Genomic DNA, 18,398 nt, shown 5'->3' with positions numbered 1-18,398 from the left:
ATGAGCTTCATCAGAAACCCGTCCCAAAAGGACGGGTTCTTTGTTTGTTTTTCGCAATTGTTTGTCAATTGACGGAGCAAATCGGCATAAGATAAAAATAAATCTTTTCGGCGGACTTGTTTCATAAACCAGCCCAAGCCGGAATACACATGTAAAACGACCATAACGGTTAAGGAGGGGAATTCATGTCCCACAATGACAGCGGCAATTTTTTGATTTCAGAGGAAGACTGGTCCCTCCATCGCAAAGGCTTTGACGACCAGCAGCGCCACCAAAAGAAAGTACAGGAAGCCATCAAAAATAATCTTCCAGATCTTGTGACCGAAGAAAGCATTATTATGTCCAACGGAAAAGATGTCGTGAAAATCCCGATCCGTTCGCTTGATGAATATAAGATCCGCTATAATTATGATAAAAACAAACATGTGGGCCAAGGTGAAGGTGACAGCCAGGTCGGCGATGTCGTCGCCAGAGACGGCGGGGATAAAAAGCAAGATACCGGAAAAGGCCAGGGTGCCGGCGACCAGGCGGGCGAGGATTATTATGAAGCGGAAATTTCATTAATGGACTTAGAGGAGGCGCTGTTTAAGGAATTAGAACTGCCGAATCTGCAGCAAAAGGAAAGGGACAATATCGTCCATACCGATATTGAGTTTAATGATATCCGGAAAACCGGGTTAACAGGGAATATTGATAAGAAACGGACGATGATGTCCGCATATAAACGAAACGCCATGTCGGGAAAACCGTCGTTTTATCCGATTTATCCGGAGGATCTGAAATATAAAACATGGAATGATGTGACAAAGCCGGAGTCGAAAGCCGTCGTTTTAGCAATGATGGATACAAGCGGTTCGATGGGCGTCTGGGAAAAATATATGGCAAGAAGTTTCTTTTTTTGGATGACACGATTTTTACGGACAAAGTATGAGACCGTTGATATTGAATTTATCGCCCATCATACGGAAGCGAAAGTCGTGTCGGAAGAAGATTTCTTCTCCAAAGGGGAAAGCGGCGGAACCATCTGCTCATCCGTTTACCGAAAGTCTCTTGAATTAATTGATGAAAAATACGACCCGTCCCGCTATAATATCTATCCGTTTCATTTCTCGGACGGAGATAATTTAACGTCAGACAACGCGCGCTGTGTGAAGCTTGTCAACGATATTATGAAAAAGTCGAATTTATTCTGCTACGGCGAGGTCAATCAATATAACAGGCATTCTACGCTCATGTCCGCGTATAAAAATGTGAAGGACGATAAATTCAAATATTACATTTTAAAACAGAAATCAGACGTTTTTCAGGCGCTGAAAAACTTTTTTAAAAAAGAGGAAGTAGGAGTAAGCGGTTAACAGCCCCACCCTGAAAGCCATGTAAGGAATCGTTCAGCAACGGTTCTCTGCACGGCTTTTTTTAATTAAAAATAAGTCGCAAAAAAAGATCGTAAAAAATGAAACTTTTCTCTTTACAAATCTTCTTTCATTTATTAATATTTTATCTTGTGAACTATTATTAAGGGAATGAGGCGAAAATACGGTGATTGAATCAGAACGTGCTTTGCTCAGTTTTGAACAGCTGTTTGATACATCCAGATCAATTTATAAAAAGCAAAAGATGATTCTGGAGACTGTTCTTGAGCCTTTTGATATTACAGTCCTTCAATATCTGCTGATGTTCAAAATACATAAGAGCGGAAGCACGGCGCTTTCAAGGCTGGCTTTGTCGCTGGATCTGAAACCGGCGTCTGTAACCAGAATGACAGATATTCTGTATAAGCGCCGCTTAATGGTTCGAAGCGACTATCACGATGACCGGCGTGTTGTTATGATTCAGTTAACCGAAGAGGGGGAAGAACTTCTACAGAAAGCTGCTGTTCAGTACGCTGAAAAAGCAGCGGGGCTTTACAGGCAGCTTAATACCGCTGAACTGCAGTACCTGCGTAAGCTTGCAGAAAGCTTAACGAAGCTTGCGAACGGCTGTGCAGTGAAAAACGGAAAATAAAAAAATTCCCACATATTTTTATCATCATTCCACAAAATGATAGAGGAAGAAACGAAAGGAGAAAACAAAATGAACAGAGGACGTTTAATTCTGACCAACATTATCGGTTTGATTGTTGTTCTTGCAATTATAGCCGGAGGTGCTTACTACTATTATCAAAGCACGCACTATGTAAAAACCGATGAAGCAAAAGTGGCCGGCGACATGGCGGCAATTACAGCACCTGCAGCTGGTAAAGTAACAGACTGGAACCTTGATGAGGGGAAAGAAGTAAGCAAAAACGATGTTGTTGCGAAAATCAAAGGCCAGCAATCAGCTGATGTTAAAGCCATCATGGATGGAACAATCGTGAAAAACGAAGTGAAAAACGGTCAAATGGTGCAAGCGGGTACAACAATTGCACAAGAAATTGACATGAAACACCTTTACATCACAGCTAACATTAAAGAAACAGACATTAGAGACATTGAAGTAGGAAACAAAGTAGACGTTGTCGTTGACGGCGATCCAAATACAACATTTGACGGAACAGTAGAAGAAATCGGCTATGCGACAAACTCTACATTTGACATGCTGCCGTCTTCAAACTCAAGCGGCAACTACACAAAAATAACACAAAAAGTTCCTGTTAAAATTTCACTCAGCAACCCATCTGACAAGGTGCTTCCTGGTATGAACGCATCTGTAAAAATTTCTGAATAATACAGATCAGTCATCAAACCATGAAGGGAGGTTGTCTTAGGTGGCTAAATCAGATAATCAAGTAAAAAGTCCTAAAACATTGCTTATAGTGCTTATGGCCGGGTTATTCCTGGCGATCCTGAACCAAACGCTTCTTAACGTGGCGATGCCGCACTTAATGACCGAGTTCGGTGTGAGTGCAACGACGATTCAGTGGCTGACGACCGGGTATATGCTGGTCAACGGCGTGTTGATTCCGTTATCGGCCTTCTTAATTACCCGATTCGGGCAGAGAAGCCTCTTTCTCGTCGCCATGTTCTGTTTTACAGCGGGAACGTTAGTCTGCGGAATCGCGCCTAACTTCTCAACCATGCTGATCGGCCGGTTAATTCAGGCGGTCGGCGGCGGTATACTTCAGCCGCTTGTTATGACAACTATTCTGCTTATCTTCCCGCCTGAAAGCAGGGGGAAAGGAATGGGGATTTTCGGCCTTGCGATGATGTTCGCTCCTGCGGTCGGGCCGACTCTTTCCGGCTGGATCATTGAGCATTACACATGGCGCATCATGTTCTACGGCCTTGTTCCGATCGGGGCAATCGTTATTATCATAGCGTTTTTCCTCTTTAAGAACTTGGTTGAGCCGCAAAAAATCAAACTCGACAGCTTGGGTGCAATCCTATCGATTATCGGATTTGCCTCATTGCTTTACGGAGTCAGTGAAGCAGGAAGCGACGGCTGGGGAGATCCTATCGTTCTTTCTACCGTTATTGTCGGTATCATCGCGATTGCGGCATTTGTCATTCAGCAATTGCGCTCAGAGAAACCGATGCTCGACTTCAGAGTATTTAAATACGACATTTTCTCACTGTCCAGTGTCATAAATGTCATTATTACCGTTGCGCTTTACACTGGAATGTTCCTGCTTCCGATTTACTTGCAGAACCTGGTCGGCTTTACGGCGCTTCAATCCGGTCTGCTTCTCTTACCGGGCGCGATTGTCATGTTGATCATGTCGCCGATTTCTGGAATTCTGTTTGACAAAATCGGTCCGAGACCGCTTGCGATTGTCGGGCTGGTCATTACGGTTGCGACGACATTCCAATATACAAAATTAACAATTGATACGCCTTACACGCACATTATGCTTGTTTACGCCATCCGCGCGTTCGGTATGTCATTGTTAATGATGCCTGTTATGACAGCCGGGATGAACCAGCTTCCGGCCCGCTTGAACAGCCACGGTACGGCGATGAGCAACACGCTCCGCCAAATCAGCGGTTCAATCGGAACAAGTTTAATCACAACCATTTACACGAATCGTACGACATTCCATTATACGCAAATTGCCGATAAAACAAGCACTGCTGATCCGAGCTTTATGCAGTCTTTCCAAAGCGCGGTTTCGAATTTAATGGTTAACATGAACATGTCTCTTGATACCGCTAAATCAACCGTATATTCATATCTCTACAAAACGGCTTCACTTAATTCCAACGTAATGGGAATTAATGACGCGTTTATGTGGGCGACGATTTTTGCGGTTATCGGCGTTGTCTTAAGCCTTTTCTTGCGTGACGTAAGAAAGGACAAACAAAGAGCGAAGAAAAAAGAGGAGCTGTCATTGCTTCCGGCCCCTAAAGAAGTGAAGGAATCTTAAACTTGTGATTGGGAGGTTTCCTGAATGAAAATTTACGTAGTGTACGATAGTGAAGGTGAACACACAAAACATCTTGCCGAAGCCATTGCGGAAGGTGCAAGAGAAAATGACGCCGCTGAGGTTCTGATCGACCATGTCGATCATGCCGACATCCGTAAGCTGAAGGATATGGACGCTATTATCTGGGGCTGCCCGGGACATTTCGGCACAATCAGTTCCGGATTAAAAGCGTGGATCGACAAGCTCGGCTATCTGTGGGCTGAGGGCGAACTGATCGATAAAGTCGGCGCTGTCTTCTGTACGACGGCGACAACGCACGGCGGATTAGAAATGACAATGCACAATCTGATCACTCCGATGTTTCACCAAGGCATGATTGTTGTCGGTCTGCCGGGCAATGTCCCTGAAAACGCGCTGTACGGCTCTTACTATGGCGCAGGTGTCACATGCCCGGTTGACAGTGATGTGCTGATGACGGAAGAAGGCCTTCAATTAGGCCGTGCGCTTGGCAGACGTGTCAGCCAAGTCACAGGTAATTTAACAGCCGGACAGTAAGGAGAGGGTTATATGGCCATTATTATAGCGGTTATTGCTGCTGTCATTGTGATTGCACTTCTTATCACATTCAACGTCCGTAACACTTCTGCTGGACAAAATGTAAAAAATGAAACAAGAGAAGCGATCGGCACTTCAGCCGAACAGCAGACGGAAAAGCATGATCCGGCCGCGGAACGCTCGGCTGAACATGTTCCCGTCGCTGTAAAAGCGGATTCTCCTAAGGAGAAAAAGAATACAATGGCCGATGACGTTTACCGTCAGGCGCTTCAGAAGTTTAAAACTTCTGACGGGGATCAGCCGAAAAACGATCCAACAAGCGACAAAATGCAGGATAGCAGCTATCGTGATGCGCTGCTCTCCTTAAAAAACAAAAAGAAATAACGGAAAAAAGGCAAATCTGCGTAAAACGGATTTGCCTTTTTTTGCATTTTTGCCGGGGGATTGTATTTTAAGATGAACTAGTGTACTATGTTACTCATACACTTGAATGGAGAGGGAAAGAATGAATTCGTTTTTAGGCTTGCTGAAAAAAGATGCGAGGCTTTCGTGGCCAGGGCTGGCCGTGTGGCTGTGCGGCTTGGTTTGCTGCGGCCTGATAGCTCACGTTATCGCTGCCCGTGAAAAAGCGCCGCTGATCATCTTCGGTTTCTTCGCGGCGATGGGAGTTTTTCAATTTCTGCTGTCTCCGCTTCTTATGTACTACCACCTTCATAAAGAAGGAAAAAACCAGCTTTGGCTTTACAATCCGAATGGCGGGTTTTATTTACTGGCTTCCAAACTGACGGCTTCTCTGCTGTATCAGTTGATATCGCAGGTGGTTTTGACCGGTTACGGAATCTGGATGTACCGAATGCTTTCTGAAAAAGGGCTGCTGGAACACCAAATTCCCTTGGCCGGCACGATCAGTGTGATAAATGTTTACATGCTGATCAGTTCAGCGTATTTGTGTGTGGTTGTGGCTGTATTTTGGACCGTTTTTCACTCTTTAAAATATTTCCCCGTCCTCCGCTGGGTGATTTGTATTGTTATCGCAGCAGTGTGGACCTTTGTTGATGATAAAATCATCACTCCTTTAACAGAAACCGGGAGCAGGTTATGGCCGGTAAAAGTGTATAGTGACTTTGAATTTCATTTCGCAAAGCAGATAGGCTGGACCGTAGAGCTGAAGGCCGTTCATTTATCGCTGCTTGAAATTCTTGTTGTAATTATTTTGACCGTACTGTATCTGCTTCTCGCCTCTATCCTTCTTCATCGCAAGGTTGAGGTGTAATTATGGAACATGACTTCCAATCATCGAAGCCGATTTATTTACAAATTGCCGACCGTGTATATTATCGGCTGATTCGAAGCGAGCTTTCACCGGGTGACAAACTCCCTTCAGTCAGAGAGATGGCTGTGCAGATGAAAGTAAATCCGAATACCATACAAAGAACGTATAGTGAGATGGAAAGGCTGGGGATCGTGGAAACAAGAAGAGGGCAGGGAACCTTTATAACAGAAAGGCCTGATTTGACGGCGGAGCTGAAAGACAGGCTGACTAAAGACGTGTTAAAACGCTTTGTCCAAGAGATGGCGGAACTTGGTTTGTCTAAAGAAGAAATGCTGAACGGGATCAAGCAATATGCGGAGGAAGACAAATGATGAATCTCGCTTTTCAACATGTAACAAAAAAATACGGCCGGAAGCTTGCGGTCAAAAACGTATCATTCTCATTGTCTCCGGGGAAAATCTACGGCATTTTAGGACCGAATGGCAGCGGCAAATCAACAACGCTGAAGATGCTTGCCGGTCTTGCGTTTCCGACGTCCGGCTCCGTAAAAATCGGTGACCGGACCGTAAGCCGGAACATGCTTTTGCGTACAGCCTATTTAACGGAACATGACATGTTTACCGGCCGCGCCACAGTCGGCGATATGCTCTTCTTTTATCATTCTCAATTTTCGGATTTTCAGCTGGAAAAAGCGCGGGTGTTATTAACGGAAATGAACCTCTCATCAGAGCAGAAAATAAAAGAGCTGTCAAAAGGCAGCCGGGGCAGGCTGAAAATTGTCCTGGCATTATCAAGAAAAGCATCCGTCATTCTGTTAGATGAGCCTTTTTCCGGCCTTGACCCGGCGGTAAGAGAATCAATTGTCAACAGCCTCGTATCCTGCATTGACTTTGACAGTCAGATCGTAGTGATCGCTACGCATGAGATTGACGAGATCGAAACGCTGTTAGACGAGGTCATCGTGTTTGCGGGCGGCGAAATTGCCGAACAGCGCAATGTGGAGGAGATCCGGGAGCAGGAAGGAATGTCAGTGCTGCAATGGTTTAAATCAATAATACAAGCGTATGAAGAAAAAGGGGGAATTTGATTGGAAACCGTATTGGAACTAAAGCAGGTAAAGAAAACAATCAAAGGGCGCACGATTATAAAAGATCTCAGCTTCACCGTTCAGGCAGGCGAAGTGTTTGGTTTTTTAGGGCCTAACGGAGCGGGGAAAACCACTACGATCAGAATGATGGTCGGATTAATGAAGCTGTCACAGGGTGATATCGTCATTTGCGGCCAATCCATTACAAAAAACTATTCTCAAGCTGTAAAGCATATCGGGGCCATTGTTGAAAATCCCGAGCTTTACAAATTTCTGAGCGGCTATAAAAATTTGCAGCAGTACGCAAGGATGGTAAAAGGCGTTACGAAAGAAAAAATAGAGGAGGTCATTGAACTCGTCGGACTGCGGGACAGGATTCACGATAAGGTGAAAACATATTCTCTTGGAATGAGACAGCGCCTGGGCCTCGCGCAGAGCCTGCTGCATGACCCTAAGGTGCTGATTTTGGATGAACCGACTAATGGCCTTGACCCTGCCGGCATCAGAGAAATCAGAGACCATCTGAAAAAGCTGACGCGGGAAAAAGGAATGGCGGTTATCGTCTCAAGCCACCTGTTATCAGAAATGGAATTAATGTGCGATCGAATCGGCATTTTGCAAAAAGGCGAGCTTGTCGATATTCAAAATGTAAGGGATGAAGGGAAAGAGGAGAAAGATACATACTTTTTCCACACTGAACAAGGGGAAGATGCCCTTTCTGCTTTGAGTGAGTTTGACTGCGTGAAAAAGAAAAACGGCTTGGTGATGAAACTGTCTAAACAAGAAGTGCCTGATGTGATTGCGCTGCTGGTCCGCCAGAACATTCGCTTATACGAAGTAAAAATCGTCACAAAATCTTTAGAAGATCGTTTCTTAGAAATTACCGGCGGTACGAAAGAGGAGGCGCAATATGCTTAACCTGGTCTATAATGAATGGATAAAAATTTTCAGCCGCGTCGGCACGTGGGTTATGATTATTATTTTAGGCGTTTCAATGATCGGATTTGCGTTTTTATCTAATCACTTCAGTAACGATGAAGCCAATCCGAATTGGAAGCAGGAGCTTCAGGCTGAAAACAAGGAAATGAAGCAGCAGATCAAGGAATCCGGAAATAAAACGCTCACTGACAATTTGAAAGAGGAAATAGCAAAGAACGACTACCGTATTGAACACAATATCCCGGATGATACAGGATACACGGCTTGGTCTTATGTATCAGACTCTGCCATGATGACGACCCTGACCGGACTGTTCACGATTATCATCGCAGCGGGAATCGTGGCGAATGAGTTCAACTGGGGAACCATTAAGCTGCTGGCTATCCGGCCGCTCAGCCGTTTTCAAATTCTGCTTTCCAAATATATTACGGTGCTGCTGTTCGGCCTGTCGCTGCTGGTGATTTTATTTGCCGGCTCGGCTCTTTTGGGATTAATCTTTTTCGGAACAGGCGGGGATCCTGCCGGAAATGTACATTTGGTATACAAGGACGGTCATGTTTTTGAGCAAAATATCATCGGTTATTTAGCTAAAACATACGTATATGAATCCATCTCGGCCTTTATGCTTGCGACGATGGCGTTTATGCTGTCCGCAGTATTCAGAAACAGCTCATTAGCAGTAGGATTCTCTATTTTTCTATTGGTTATGGGCAGCACGGCGACTGTATTTCTCGCTGCGAAATTTGAATGGGCTAAATATATTTTATTTGCCAACACGGATTTATCACAGTATATGAATGGCACTCCCTTAGTTGAGGGAATGACGATGACGTTTTCTATCGTGATGCTCATCATCTACTTCGTGATTTTTCAGCTCCTTGCATTTGGTGTATTCTTAAAACGTGATATCGCTACCTGATATAAAAAAGCTGTTTTGCACATGCAAAACAGCTTTTTAAATCAAAAAAAACCTGTCGGCTTACACCGGCAGGTTTTAAAACAATTTATGCTTTTGTTACGTTAGCAGCTTGTGGTCCGCGGTTTCCTTCAACGATTTCGAAAGAAACAGTTTGGCCTTCTTCTAAAGTTTTGAAGCCTTCGCCTTGAATAGCAGAGAAGTGAACGAATACATCGTCTTGACCTTCTACTTCGATGAATCCGAATCCTTTTTCAGAGTTGAACCATTTTACTTTACCTTCTAACATGCAATTTCCTCCTAAAGCGATCATAACGCTTAAATTCACTATTCTTGCTCTAAAACAAACTTCCAAGACGAAAACTCTTACAAAACTTTCTTCTTAAAGATAGTTCGAACAAAAATAATTACCTTTACTCTACCAGTAATCTCGAAAAAAAACAACTGCTAAATGTAACTTTTTTTTGAAAAAACGATTTTAATGAAGAAAACGTACTATTATGTACAGGAAAAGCTGATACGGAACCCCCCTAAATAAAATTGACAACCCTGTTTTAAATCGGTAAGGTTAAAATTACAATGATTCCGAATTATGGTATAGCTTCTTTATTTAAAAATAGATAGGGAGTATGGTCATCTTGAAACAGCGGCTTTTATACGGTCTGTTCTTCTTCATTCTGATCATTTCACTTACTTCATGCCATTATCCCGCCGAGAATCGCACGATAAACATCGGAATTAACGAGTCTGACCAATCTGCCTGGGATTTTGTCGCAAAAAAAGCCGAAGAGGAAGGACTGAAGCTTTCTTTCATACCGTTTTCAGATTATGCTGAGGCTGATTTGGCTCTTGCCAACGGAGAGCTTGAAGCGAACGCGTTTCAAACGGTTTCCTATTTTCAGTCCCTGCCCCCGAATGTAAAAAAGGAGCTGGCACCTTTAGGAACGACATATGCGGCATCGCTAGGGGTTTATTCAAAACAGCATAAGCGCCTGCGGGATATACCAGACGGAGCGGTCATTGCCGTTCCTGATGAAGCGGCGGCCTTCGGAAGGGCGCTCGTTCTGATGCAGGAGGCTGACTTTATTACATTGAAAAAGGGATTTACCGGGACGGGGTCTGCCGATATGATTAAGGACAACCTGAAGCATGTAACGTTAAAAACGGAAATGGAAACGAACGCGTATAAAGAGGTATCGCATGCTGATGCTGCCGTTCTGAGTAAACATGACGCCGAAAAAGCGGGATTCAATGCTGAAAAGGATGCGCTGATCCAATCGGGGCAAACGAAAGAAGCGTATATCAATTTAATCGCGGTAAGAGCCGAAGACAAGGATAACGAGCAGTTTAAAAAAATTCTGGCGCTGTACCAATCAGATGATACCGCCGCGTTTATTGAAAAAAAATATCAAGGCAGCCTGATTCCCGTTTTTCTGACGGGCAGCGACCTAATCGAAAAGAAAGAATGAATCCTCCTTTGGCATTCATTCTTTCTTTTTAGTGCTGCACACTTTGTTGCGGCCTGATGTCTTGGCTTCGTACAGAAGGCAGTCTGCAATCAGAGGCAGGGCGTCCGGATTTTCCGTATTTGCGGATAGTGTGCAAAGCCGAGGGAAACGGTCACGGGAATTGTGTCTCCGCTCGTTAACAGGATCGGCTCTTCATCAATTGTCTGCCTGATTTCTTCTGCCAAGTGCAGTCCTTTTGAATGTGTGCAATTCGGCATAAGCACGGCAAATTCCTCACCGCCGATTCGGGCTGACGGATCAGATCTGCGGATCACCAGCCTGAGGCGTGCTCCAAGTTCTTTCAGCACCTGATCACCTTCATAATGGCCGTATTGGTCATTAATCTGTTTAAAATGATCGATATCTAAATAAATGAGCGCGAGCTGAGAAGAGGCCGAATGGGCTGCTTGATCATAAAGGAGGTGAGATACCTCCTCGAATTTTCTTTTATTGAAAATTCCCGTCAGAAAATCATAATTCGCTTGAAACTTATATTGCTTAAACAAAAGATGGGCATCCGCCTCGTGTTTAATTAAGTAGAGACACAGCACACCGCCCAAAGTGGAAATCAGCCAATAACAAACGAGGAGCTGGACAGGCTGTTTAGGCAGAAATAGCATCGTAATGGTAAAAATAACGTTTGATAGAAGCAGCATAACGAACGCCTTCTTGCGATCTGGTTTTTTTCCTCGGAGGACAAGCATCGAGATGAGTGCGATAACGCCGACTGCGGCGGTGGAATAAATCGCGCTTATATTAAAACTGATCAGCATACGTCCTGCGACGATAATCGCAAAGGCAGCTGCCCAGACACCCAGCCTCCGTAAAGAGCGGCGATAATAATGGGGATATTTCTCAGATCAATAATCGAATGAGAGTAAGAAAAGCCGAAAACAATCAGAAAGACCCCTAAAAGTCCGCAGGCCGCCCCTTTGAATAATTGAAAAGCCGGACGGTCTTCTTTATGCGAAAGCGTTTCTTTAAAAAGGAGGGTGAAGAGATGGTTAAATGTGACTAAAATGGTCAAATTAAGAAAAAGTTCCTTTAGCATAACAATCACCCTTATATAAGTTACTAAAGAAAGAGTGGAAAGAAAAGAGAAAAATCGAAAGAATACATATATTGTTAATTCTTACTTGACCTATCGGAATTCGTGTAATATAGTGTTAAAGGATAATGAGCAAGGGAGTGTTTACCTGTTTTGGAGAATTTATTTGTTGTATTACATGTTATCATTATGCTTTTGCTTATAGCGGGTCTGTTTGTGATGCAGAAAAAACATGTTTCTTTTTCTAAGCGTGTGTTTACGGCGCTAGGATTAGGCATTGTATTCGGATTTGCGCTTCAATTGATCTACGGGCCGGCTTCACATATTGTCATACAAACGGCTGATTGGTTTAATATTGCCGGCGGCGGTTATGTCAAATTGCTTCAGATGATCGTTATGCCGCTTGTCTTTATTTCTATTCTGGGCGCGTTTACGAAGCTGAAGCTCACTCATAATATCGGAAAGATCAGCGGATTGATTATAGGTATTTTAATTGCTACTACAGCTGTTGCCGCGGCGGTAGGGATCGTATCCGCCCTTTCTTTTGATCTTCAGGCCGTTCATATTGACCAGGGGAGTACTGAATTATCAAGAGGTCAGGAGCTTCAGCAAAAATCTGAGGATATGACAGCGAAATCTCTTCCTCAGCAAATCGTCGAGCTCTTGCCGGGAAATCCGTTTCTTGATTTCACGGGAGCAAGACCGACTTCCACGATCGGAGTCGTCATTTTTGCCGCTTTTCTCGGAATTGCCTTTCTCGGCGTAAAGCGGAAGCAGCCGGAGCATGCTCAAACATTCAGCGGGCTTGTTGATGCGGTTTATGCCATTATTATGCGGGTTGTCACTTTGATTTTACGACTCACGCCTTACGGGGTATTGGCGATTATGACGAAAACGATTGCGACAAGCGACATTGACAGCATCGTGAAACTGGGGATGTTTGTCCTTGCTTCCTATGCCGCATTAATTGTCATGTTTATCATTCATCTGCTGTTGATTACATTCAGCGGATTAAATCCGCTCACGTATGTCAAAAAAGCGTTCCCGGTGATGGTATTTGCGTTTACGTCCCGTTCAAGCGCGGGCGCATTGCCGCTTAATATCAAAACACAAAAAAGCATGGGTGTGCCGGAAGGAATCGCAAACTTTGCGGGTTCATTCGGTTTATCAATCGGTCAAAACGGCTGCGCCGGAATTTATCCGGCGATGCTGGCGATGATGATTGCGCCGACAGTCGGTCAAAATCCGTTCGATCCCGCGTTTATCGTTTCGGTCATCGCGATAGTGGCGATCAGTTCATTCGGTGTTGCGGGTGTAGGAGGCGGAGCAACTTTCGCGGCGCTTCTCGTCTTATCCGCTTTAAATATGCCGGTCGCGCTTGCAGGCCTGTTAATTTCAATTGAGCCGTTAATTGATATGGGGCGCACAGCCTTAAATGTCAGCGGCAGTATGACCGCGGGCTTGTTAACGAGTAAATTGACAAAAGAGGCTGATACTGCGGTATATAATGATTCTTCAATTGTTATTGAAGCGGAAGAAGCTTAAAAAAAGCGAGTAATCCTAGGCGGATTACTCGTTTTTTAATGGGTTCCGGGTTCTAAATCTTCCAGCATATTCATCACCGTGCTGTCATTTAAAACATTTACTGCGCTTTCTTCAAAGTGAATCGGCTCAGTATAATGAGATTTTGCTGACGGTTCTTTTCTGCGGTTCGTGTGTTCGCCAGAATGTCTTCCGCTGTATGACTGCTTGTTCATGTCAGCCGTGTGAGACGAATCAGCCGTTTTGTGCTGTGATTGAGAAGCCTGCTGCTGTTCGCCTGAATCACCGCCGAATGCTTGTTTGATGAATTCGGCAGGCTGCATCGAGCCGCCCTGCTTGTGCTGTGAGCGGTCTGTGTGCTGTTGGTGTTGCTGCTGTCCGCTTGTATCACCGCCGAATGCCTGTTTAATGAGTTCGGCAGGCTGCATCGAGCCGTCCTTTTTATGCCCCGTTTTATTGTCCTGATTCATCTGGCCTGACATCATTCCGCTGATTTTTCGGCGGATTTCCGGAGATAGGGCGGCGATAACCAATGATGATCCGATCAGCAGCGCTGTCGGGCTGATTCCTCTTTTTTGTCTGAACAATATAATCCCTCCTTACATTCGATTGATAAGGCTATCTTTCCCTTTCTCCTGGCATTTATCCAAAAGGCTTAGGCAAACGGCATGCATAAATAGAGCTGAATAGAAAAACCTATACGTAAAGTGAGAAAGGAGGAATTCACATGATAAAAAAACAAGCAGTCATATCAGCTCTTCTCTTGCCATTGCTTATCACCGCAGGGTGCAGCATGGGGAATCAGGGAGAAGGCAAACGTAATCACAATCGTGCTGAGAATGTAAATTACCGCAACACGCCGAATGACGGTGCGACAAATATGAATACGACGAACCGCAACAACAATAACGTCGATCACAATGTCAACCGCAATGATAACCGTAACCTGAGAGTTGCGGATAAAGCAGCTGATAAGGTCACAGACTTAAAAGAAGTTAAAAATGCAACTGTGATTATTTCAGGCAAAAGCGCTTATGTCGCTGTTGTGCTGACAAACGGCCAAAAAGGCGCGATCAACAACCATTTAAAACAAAAGATCACCAATAAAGTGAAATCGGCTGATAAGCATGTCAGCACTGTATATGTATCAGCGAACCCTGACTTCGTGGAACGTATGCAAGGTTACGGAAAACGAATCAGAAACGGCCATCCTGTTTCCGGTTTATTTGATGAGTTCGGCCAAATGGTTCAGCGTGTATTCCCGAATCCCAATAAATAATGAATGAAAAGCCGCATCCACGTGCGGCTTTTTTTATTTGCTCTGCCGTCACGACTGCCATTTTGCGCGCATAAAGTAAAGAATGAGACTGAAAATTGACCGGATCGGGGAGGGAGCTTGTTTGCGTGACGGCATGCCGAAACGGGCGGCATTTGCTCTGATCCTGTGCGGAGTTCTTGTCATACTGGCTGTAAGCTCAGCCGTTTCACTAAGCATGATGTATATCCTGTCAGTACAAGACAGCCACTCTGTTCCGACGAAGGAACAAGTGACAAAACATATGAAAAAAGAGATTTTCGGTCATACAGCCATTTACTATACGGCTGAGGAAAAGCCTTTACTGCTGCTGACCGAAAACACCTTGGACTACGCAAAACGTATCAATCAAATCATAGTGGGTTATAAGGGCACGGCGCAGCTTGATCTTGTTTTTTTTCCGAATGAATCCAAAATCGAACAATATTCGGGGCTGAAAAACGTAGTCGGGTTTTACTCGGAACAGGAGCAGATGATCGGGCTTTTGCCTGAAGAAAAAAAGCAGCTTCTCCAAAAAGATGAAATGGCCGTTTTTATGTATAAGCAATTGATCATCCATGAGTACACCCACTTTGCATTTCATCAGAAAGCGCGTCAAACGGGAACAGATACGGAGGAGTTTCCGCTTTGGTTTCACGAGGGATTGAGTGAGTGGGTCGCACATTATGATTTAATCATTGACCCGATTACATTTTCTGTCGTGCCGTTTGATGAATTAACGACAGACCGGGATTGGCAGAAGTCGCGCTCTGCTTATGAAACGGATGTGTATTTGCAGAGCTTCTATATGATAAAAGACTTGACGGATACGTTCGGGGAAGGAATTATTCTAAAGATTATGAAGAAGACCGCCGAGGAACAGAATTTTGAAAAAGGATTCCGGGAAGCGACGAAAGAAAGCCTGAACCAGTTTGAACATGATTTTACAAAAGCATACAGGAAAAAGAAAACGGCATTGGATAGGTCATTACCCAATGCCGTTTTCCTTTTTAATGAAGGTTTTGCTGTCCCGTGTTTCCTTTGATCGGGGGCATTTGCGGCTGGCCTTGAGCCGGTGCAAAAGAATTGATCATTGTCTGCATATCCTGAGCATTCAGCTGAGGAACCTGGTAATAGCCGTGTTTATTTTGATATAAGAAGATTTCGTAAGCCATTTCAACATATTGCTGAATTTGGGCGGAGAGCACTCTTCTTGTAACCGGGTTTGTCATCTCAAGCGAACTCATTGTTAACAAAGAGGCCTGCGATTTGATCAAACCGAGCATATGACCGGAAATACCAAGATCCTTTACATCAGAAAGCGATTGATTCGGTTTTTTCGGCTGTGTCGGTTTTATCCCGTAGACGGCTTGGTTATTTTCTTTCATCATATATGTCGCTGTTTCCTGAGAAGGCTTTTGCCCTGTTTTAAAGCATTCTGCAGTGAGGTTGTATTGAGCCAGGATGAATTGATACTGGCGATCAAGTATATCGGCAAGCTCCTGATCTTGTATAAACTGTCTGAGCATCATAAATTGGTCCAATACGCCGACTGTTCCGGCGAGCACTTCATGCATGTCAAATAGCTCATGTCCCCCGTGATTGACTTGCGGTGAACCGGGCATTCCTTGGTTTACTGGCGGCTGCTGCTGATTTTGCTGTTCCACTGGTCGTTTTCCTCCTTCATGTCAAATCATATTTAAGATGTGAAGAAAGCCGATTCGTTATACATCAAGACCTATCAAATATAATTAATAAAACTCTGCAACTCTGACCTATAAAGCAGGCAAAAAACGTGGATGGTCAATGAGAAAAATAGGATAGCAAGCTTCTTTATGGCTCGTATTTCTGAAATTATAGGGTTGCAACAGGTGATTATCGTAGTCATTCGAGTTTCAATGAAGCCAATACCTTTAAGGGGTACTTTGGCAGATGAGTCAAGTTCATTATTTTTCAATAAGATAAGGCTAGACTTTGTGATGAGGTACATCAATAAAGAGTATAAGAAGTATGCAGCCAATAAAGTAAAATACGAGCAGTTTTAGTGTAGGTGGGGGAAGGACACTTTTGAAAATTTCTTCTCCCGAATTGTTCTTTTAATTACACCCAAAATCCATTTATGTAGACGTTATACATAATAGGATAAATTAACCATAAGGCTGAATCAGATGCTATTGTTAATCAATTTCCACAGATAAGAGTATATTCGAGCATGAGATGGCAAAAGCTTAAACGTATTCGTGAAGCTTATAGGAAAGCAATTAAAGAAGCAAACGGTGAGTATCATTTTTATTATGATGAACCTGAACGTATCAGTGAAAGATTTTTTTCATTTATGGAATAGACAGTCGTTTGTCTTACACCATGCAGTGCAATTCAAAGACTGTTATATAAAAGCAGTAAGACTAAGGTTAGATGTTTTTAAAAAAGAATTTGTTTTTCTTGAACTAATCAAAATTGAGAAAAACGGTTCATCCGATGATCCAGTTGAGGGGCTATGGCTTAAAGAACTGATTGATAACGATCTAATCGATACATTTAGCACAAAAGATCAAAAAGTTGCGGAGCAGAAAAACAGCGTTCATGGGGATATAATCATCATTCTAAGAGGGAAAATGCTTTTATTCCTGCATTTTATACGATTCATTCAGGAATACTAAAACAAAATATTTTTTTGAGTGAAAACCAAGACAAGGCAGAAGGTCCTTTTCTTTGTGGTCTTCCCATACATGCCGAGTGATAACTTTCTGGTGATTCTTTGATTTTGTGCAATTCTCAAGCAAAGGGCATGAGGAACATGTTTCGGGATTTGATTTATATGACCTGTAGCCTTTATGGTCGGTCGTTGAATAAGAGAGTGTTTGTCCGTTCGGATAAATGTACCTGTCTTTTTTACTGTCGTACTGAAATTTCCACTTTGGAAACAATCCTCTAGTAGGATGATATCGTCTGTGTGCAATGACGCCAAAAATATGACGGTCAGATAATCCTTTACAGATGGGGGTCGTTAAATAGCCGGAATCAAGAGCGGCAGCTTCTACTAGGAAACCAAATCGTGCGATTTGGTGATTCAATCGGTCAACATAAGGCACAGAATCATGGACATTTCCAGGTGTTACATAGGCATCAGTTATAATATTGTATTTCACATCTGTTGTTCGGTTATCTAAATAGAAAAAGCCTTCAGATTTGTCTCGTGATAAGAATATCCACTTTCTGGATCGGTTGTGCTGTGTTGGATTTCTTTTTTGCTTTCACCTCCTCTTTGACTTTTAGTGCCTTTTTTCCGTGTTCCTCCCGATCTTCTTGAATGGCTTCATTTAAATCCTTAATGTAGTTTTGTGTATCCTGTTCAAGCGTTTTTCTTGTGTATTTATGTTTGTTGGCATTGGCTTTCAGATGAGTTGAATCGGTGAATAGGACACGCCCGCCCACCATATCATGATTGATGGACTGAAGAACGATCTCATCAAAAATGTCTTGGAAGATGGTCGTATCTTTAAAGCGAGTGCGCCTGTTCCAGCTGATGGTAGAGTGATGCGGAACTGGATCTTATGTTCAATCCCAGAAACCATCTGTAAGCCATATTGTAGTAAATTTCTTTTTCAAGCTGTCTTTCTGAACGGATACCATAGAGGTATCTGATAAACATCATTTTGAATAAAACCAGCGGAGTGAGTGAGGGGCGGCTTTTGTTTTCACTGTAATAAGGTTTGATTTTTTCAATATAAAAAAGAAGTCTATGTATTTATTGATTTTTCGAAGCAGATGATCCTCTTCGACAAGTTGGTCGAGAAGAACAAATTCGGCCGCGTTTTGAGAAGAATTTCTTGTGTGAAACATGAGAAAGAACCGTCTTTTTGAGGTCTTTTCTCTATTATAAAATGGAGGAAT

At 43.5% G+C, this 18,398-nt stretch carries 19 protein-coding genes and 2 pseudogenes; 16 read left to right on the top strand and 5 right to left on the bottom strand.

Annotated elements, in window-relative coordinates:
* Window positions 1–185 precede the first annotated feature (185 nt).
* From yhbH to J7E26_RS16355, 11 genes are all read left to right on the top strand, one after another.
* Window positions 186–1,355 carry a sporulation protein YhbH gene (gene yhbH / locus J7E26_RS16405; protein ID WP_214801995.1) on the top strand — a complete coding sequence of 390 codons (1,170 nt, stop codon included), beginning with the start codon at window positions 186–188 and terminating at the stop codon, window positions 1,353–1,355.
* Between the two features lie 184 nt (window positions 1,356–1,539).
* Window positions 1,540–2,004: a MarR family transcriptional regulator gene (locus J7E26_RS16400; RefSeq protein ID WP_214802000.1), complete on the top strand. Its 465-nt coding sequence runs from the start codon at window positions 1,540–1,542 to the stop codon at window positions 2,002–2,004.
* Between the two features lie 36 nt (window positions 2,005–2,040).
* Entirely contained in the window at window positions 2,041–2,706 is a 666-nt protein-coding gene (locus J7E26_RS16395; protein ID WP_214802003.1) for an HlyD family secretion protein, read from the top strand.
* Window positions 2,707–2,800: 94 nt separating this feature from the next.
* Window positions 2,801–4,342, top strand: a complete 1,542-nt coding sequence (locus tag J7E26_RS16390; RefSeq protein ID WP_214802071.1) for a DHA2 family efflux MFS transporter permease subunit — start codon at window positions 2,801–2,803, stop codon at window positions 4,340–4,342.
* A 24-nt stretch (window positions 4,343–4,366) separates the two neighbouring features.
* Window positions 4,367–4,897 (top strand): NAD(P)H-dependent oxidoreductase, encoded by a 531-nt coding sequence (locus J7E26_RS16385; RefSeq protein WP_214802006.1) that lies wholly within the window; start codon window positions 4,367–4,369, stop codon window positions 4,895–4,897.
* Window positions 4,898–4,909: 12 nt separating this feature from the next.
* Window positions 4,910–5,281, top strand: a complete 372-nt coding sequence (locus tag J7E26_RS16380) for a hypothetical protein (RefSeq protein ID WP_214802009.1) — start codon at window positions 4,910–4,912, stop codon at window positions 5,279–5,281.
* Window positions 5,282–5,402: 121 nt separating this feature from the next.
* Window positions 5,403–6,170, top strand: a complete 768-nt coding sequence (locus J7E26_RS16375; RefSeq protein ID WP_214802012.1) for a hypothetical protein — start codon at window positions 5,403–5,405, stop codon at window positions 6,168–6,170.
* Window positions 6,171–6,172: 2 nt separating this feature from the next.
* Entirely contained in the window at window positions 6,173–6,541 is a 369-nt protein-coding gene (locus tag J7E26_RS16370) for a GntR family transcriptional regulator (RefSeq protein ID WP_214802016.1), read from the top strand.
* Entirely contained in the window at window positions 6,541–7,257 is a 717-nt protein-coding gene (locus J7E26_RS16365) for an ABC transporter ATP-binding protein (RefSeq protein WP_214802075.1), read from the top strand. Before J7E26_RS16370 ends, J7E26_RS16365 begins: the two co-directional genes overlap by 1 nt.
* Complete coding sequence (locus J7E26_RS16360; RefSeq protein ID WP_214802019.1) at window positions 7,258–8,175, top strand: ABC transporter ATP-binding protein; 918 nt, start codon at window positions 7,258–7,260, stop codon at window positions 8,173–8,175.
* Window positions 8,168–9,115, top strand: a complete 948-nt coding sequence (locus tag J7E26_RS16355; RefSeq protein WP_214802022.1) for an ABC transporter permease — start codon at window positions 8,168–8,170, stop codon at window positions 9,113–9,115. Before J7E26_RS16360 ends, J7E26_RS16355 begins: the two co-directional genes overlap by 8 nt.
* A gap of 85 nt (window positions 9,116–9,200) precedes the next feature.
* Here J7E26_RS16355 and cspB read toward each other — a convergent pair whose 3' ends face one another.
* A complete protein-coding gene (gene cspB, locus J7E26_RS16350; RefSeq protein WP_004430034.1) occupies window positions 9,201–9,401 on the bottom strand; it encodes a cold shock-like protein CspB in 201 nt (66 codons plus the stop codon).
* 340 nt (window positions 9,402–9,741) lie between these two features.
* On the opposite strand from cspB, the gene J7E26_RS16345 reads away from it, so the two are divergent.
* Window positions 9,742–10,581: a MetQ/NlpA family ABC transporter substrate-binding protein gene (locus tag J7E26_RS16345; protein WP_396019845.1), complete on the top strand. Its 840-nt coding sequence runs from the start codon at window positions 9,742–9,744 to the stop codon at window positions 10,579–10,581.
* A 15-nt stretch (window positions 10,582–10,596) separates the two neighbouring features.
* On the opposite strand, the pseudogene J7E26_RS16340 reads toward J7E26_RS16345, so the two are convergent.
* A pseudogene (locus J7E26_RS16340) lies at window positions 10,597–11,671 on the bottom strand (diguanylate cyclase).
* A gap of 150 nt (window positions 11,672–11,821) precedes the next feature.
* Here J7E26_RS16340 and J7E26_RS16335 point away from each other — a divergent pair.
* Window positions 11,822–13,213: an L-cystine transporter gene (locus J7E26_RS16335; protein ID WP_214802029.1), complete on the top strand. Its 1,392-nt coding sequence runs from the start codon at window positions 11,822–11,824 to the stop codon at window positions 13,211–13,213.
* Window positions 13,214–13,248: 35 nt separating this feature from the next.
* On the opposite strand, the gene J7E26_RS16330 is transcribed toward J7E26_RS16335, so the two are convergent.
* Window positions 13,249–13,797, bottom strand: a complete 549-nt coding sequence (locus tag J7E26_RS16330) for a hypothetical protein (RefSeq protein WP_214814413.1) — start codon at window positions 13,795–13,797, stop codon at window positions 13,249–13,251.
* A gap of 140 nt (window positions 13,798–13,937) precedes the next feature.
* Here J7E26_RS16330 and J7E26_RS16325 point away from each other — a divergent pair, with 140 nt between their 5' ends.
* Both J7E26_RS16325 and J7E26_RS16320 read left to right on the top strand, forming a co-directional pair.
* Window positions 13,938–14,489, top strand: a complete 552-nt coding sequence (locus J7E26_RS16325; RefSeq protein ID WP_214802033.1) for a YhcN/YlaJ family sporulation lipoprotein — start codon at window positions 13,938–13,940, stop codon at window positions 14,487–14,489.
* A gap of 121 nt (window positions 14,490–14,610) precedes the next feature.
* Window positions 14,611–15,549, top strand: coding sequence for a hypothetical protein (locus tag J7E26_RS16320; protein ID WP_214802036.1), 939 nt, complete (start codon window positions 14,611–14,613; stop codon window positions 15,547–15,549).
* On the opposite strand, the gene J7E26_RS16315 is transcribed toward J7E26_RS16320, so the two are convergent.
* Window positions 15,515–16,129 carry a spore coat protein gene (locus J7E26_RS16315; RefSeq protein WP_214802078.1) on the bottom strand — a complete coding sequence of 205 codons (615 nt, stop codon included), beginning with the start codon at window positions 16,127–16,129 and terminating at the stop codon, window positions 15,515–15,517. The genes J7E26_RS16320 and J7E26_RS16315 overlap by 35 nt on opposite strands.
* A 651-nt stretch (window positions 16,130–16,780) precedes the next feature.
* Between J7E26_RS16315 and J7E26_RS16310 the strand changes: the two genes are divergently transcribed.
* Window positions 16,781–17,164 (top strand): hypothetical protein, encoded by a 384-nt coding sequence (locus J7E26_RS16310; RefSeq protein WP_214802038.1) that lies wholly within the window; start codon window positions 16,781–16,783, stop codon window positions 17,162–17,164.
* Window positions 17,165–17,167: 3 nt separating this feature from the next.
* Here J7E26_RS16310 and J7E26_RS16305 read toward each other — a convergent pair.
* Window positions 17,168–18,347, bottom strand: a pseudogene (locus tag J7E26_RS16305) (IS1182 family transposase); the annotation flags it as partial.
* Window positions 18,348–18,398 lie beyond the last annotated feature (51 nt).

Origin of the sequence: Bacillus sp. ISL-51, assembly GCF_018613535.1 — a bacterium.
Lineage (GTDB): Bacteria > Bacillota > Bacilli > Bacillales > Bacillaceae > Bacillus.
The sequence above is the reverse complement of the archived record's forward strand: the minus strand, read 5'-3'. Positions and strand labels throughout refer to the sequence as shown.

What these genes read in the sequence shown, in the direction of transcription:
- J7E26_RS16395 (WP_214802003.1), top strand. Translation starts at nt 2,041, where the DNA reads ATGATAGAGGAAGAAACGAAAGGAGAAAACAAAATGAACAGAGGACGT.
- J7E26_RS16380 (WP_214802009.1), top strand. Translation starts at nt 4,910, where the DNA reads ATGGCCATTATTATAGCGGTTATTGCTGCTGTCATTGTGATTGCACTT.
- J7E26_RS16370 (WP_214802016.1), top strand. Translation starts at nt 6,173, where the DNA reads ATGGAACATGACTTCCAATCATCGAAGCCGATTTATTTACAAATTGCC.
- J7E26_RS16390 (WP_214802071.1), top strand. Translation starts at nt 2,801, where the DNA reads ATGGCCGGGTTATTCCTGGCGATCCTGAACCAAACGCTTCTTAACGTG.
- J7E26_RS16365 (WP_214802075.1), top strand. Translation starts at nt 6,541, where the DNA reads ATGAATCTCGCTTTTCAACATGTAACAAAAAAATACGGCCGGAAGCTT.
- J7E26_RS16355 (WP_214802022.1), top strand. Translation starts at nt 8,168, where the DNA reads ATGCTTAACCTGGTCTATAATGAATGGATAAAAATTTTCAGCCGCGTC.
- J7E26_RS16315 (WP_214802078.1), bottom strand. Translation starts at nt 16,129, where the DNA reads ATGCCCGGTTCACCGCAAGTCAATCACGGGGGACATGAGCTATTTGAC.
- J7E26_RS16375 (WP_214802012.1), top strand. Translation starts at nt 5,403, where the DNA reads ATGAATTCGTTTTTAGGCTTGCTGAAAAAAGATGCGAGGCTTTCGTGG.
- J7E26_RS16325 (WP_214802033.1), top strand. Translation starts at nt 13,938, where the DNA reads ATGATAAAAAAACAAGCAGTCATATCAGCTCTTCTCTTGCCATTGCTT.
- J7E26_RS16345 (WP_396019845.1), top strand. Translation starts at nt 9,742, where the DNA reads ATGGTCATCTTGAAACAGCGGCTTTTATACGGTCTGTTCTTCTTCATT.
- yhbH (WP_214801995.1), top strand. Translation starts at nt 186, where the DNA reads ATGTCCCACAATGACAGCGGCAATTTTTTGATTTCAGAGGAAGACTGG.
- J7E26_RS16385 (WP_214802006.1), top strand. Translation starts at nt 4,367, where the DNA reads ATGAAAATTTACGTAGTGTACGATAGTGAAGGTGAACACACAAAACAT.
- cspB (WP_004430034.1), bottom strand. Translation starts at nt 9,401, where the DNA reads ATGTTAGAAGGTAAAGTAAAATGGTTCAACTCTGAAAAAGGATTCGGA.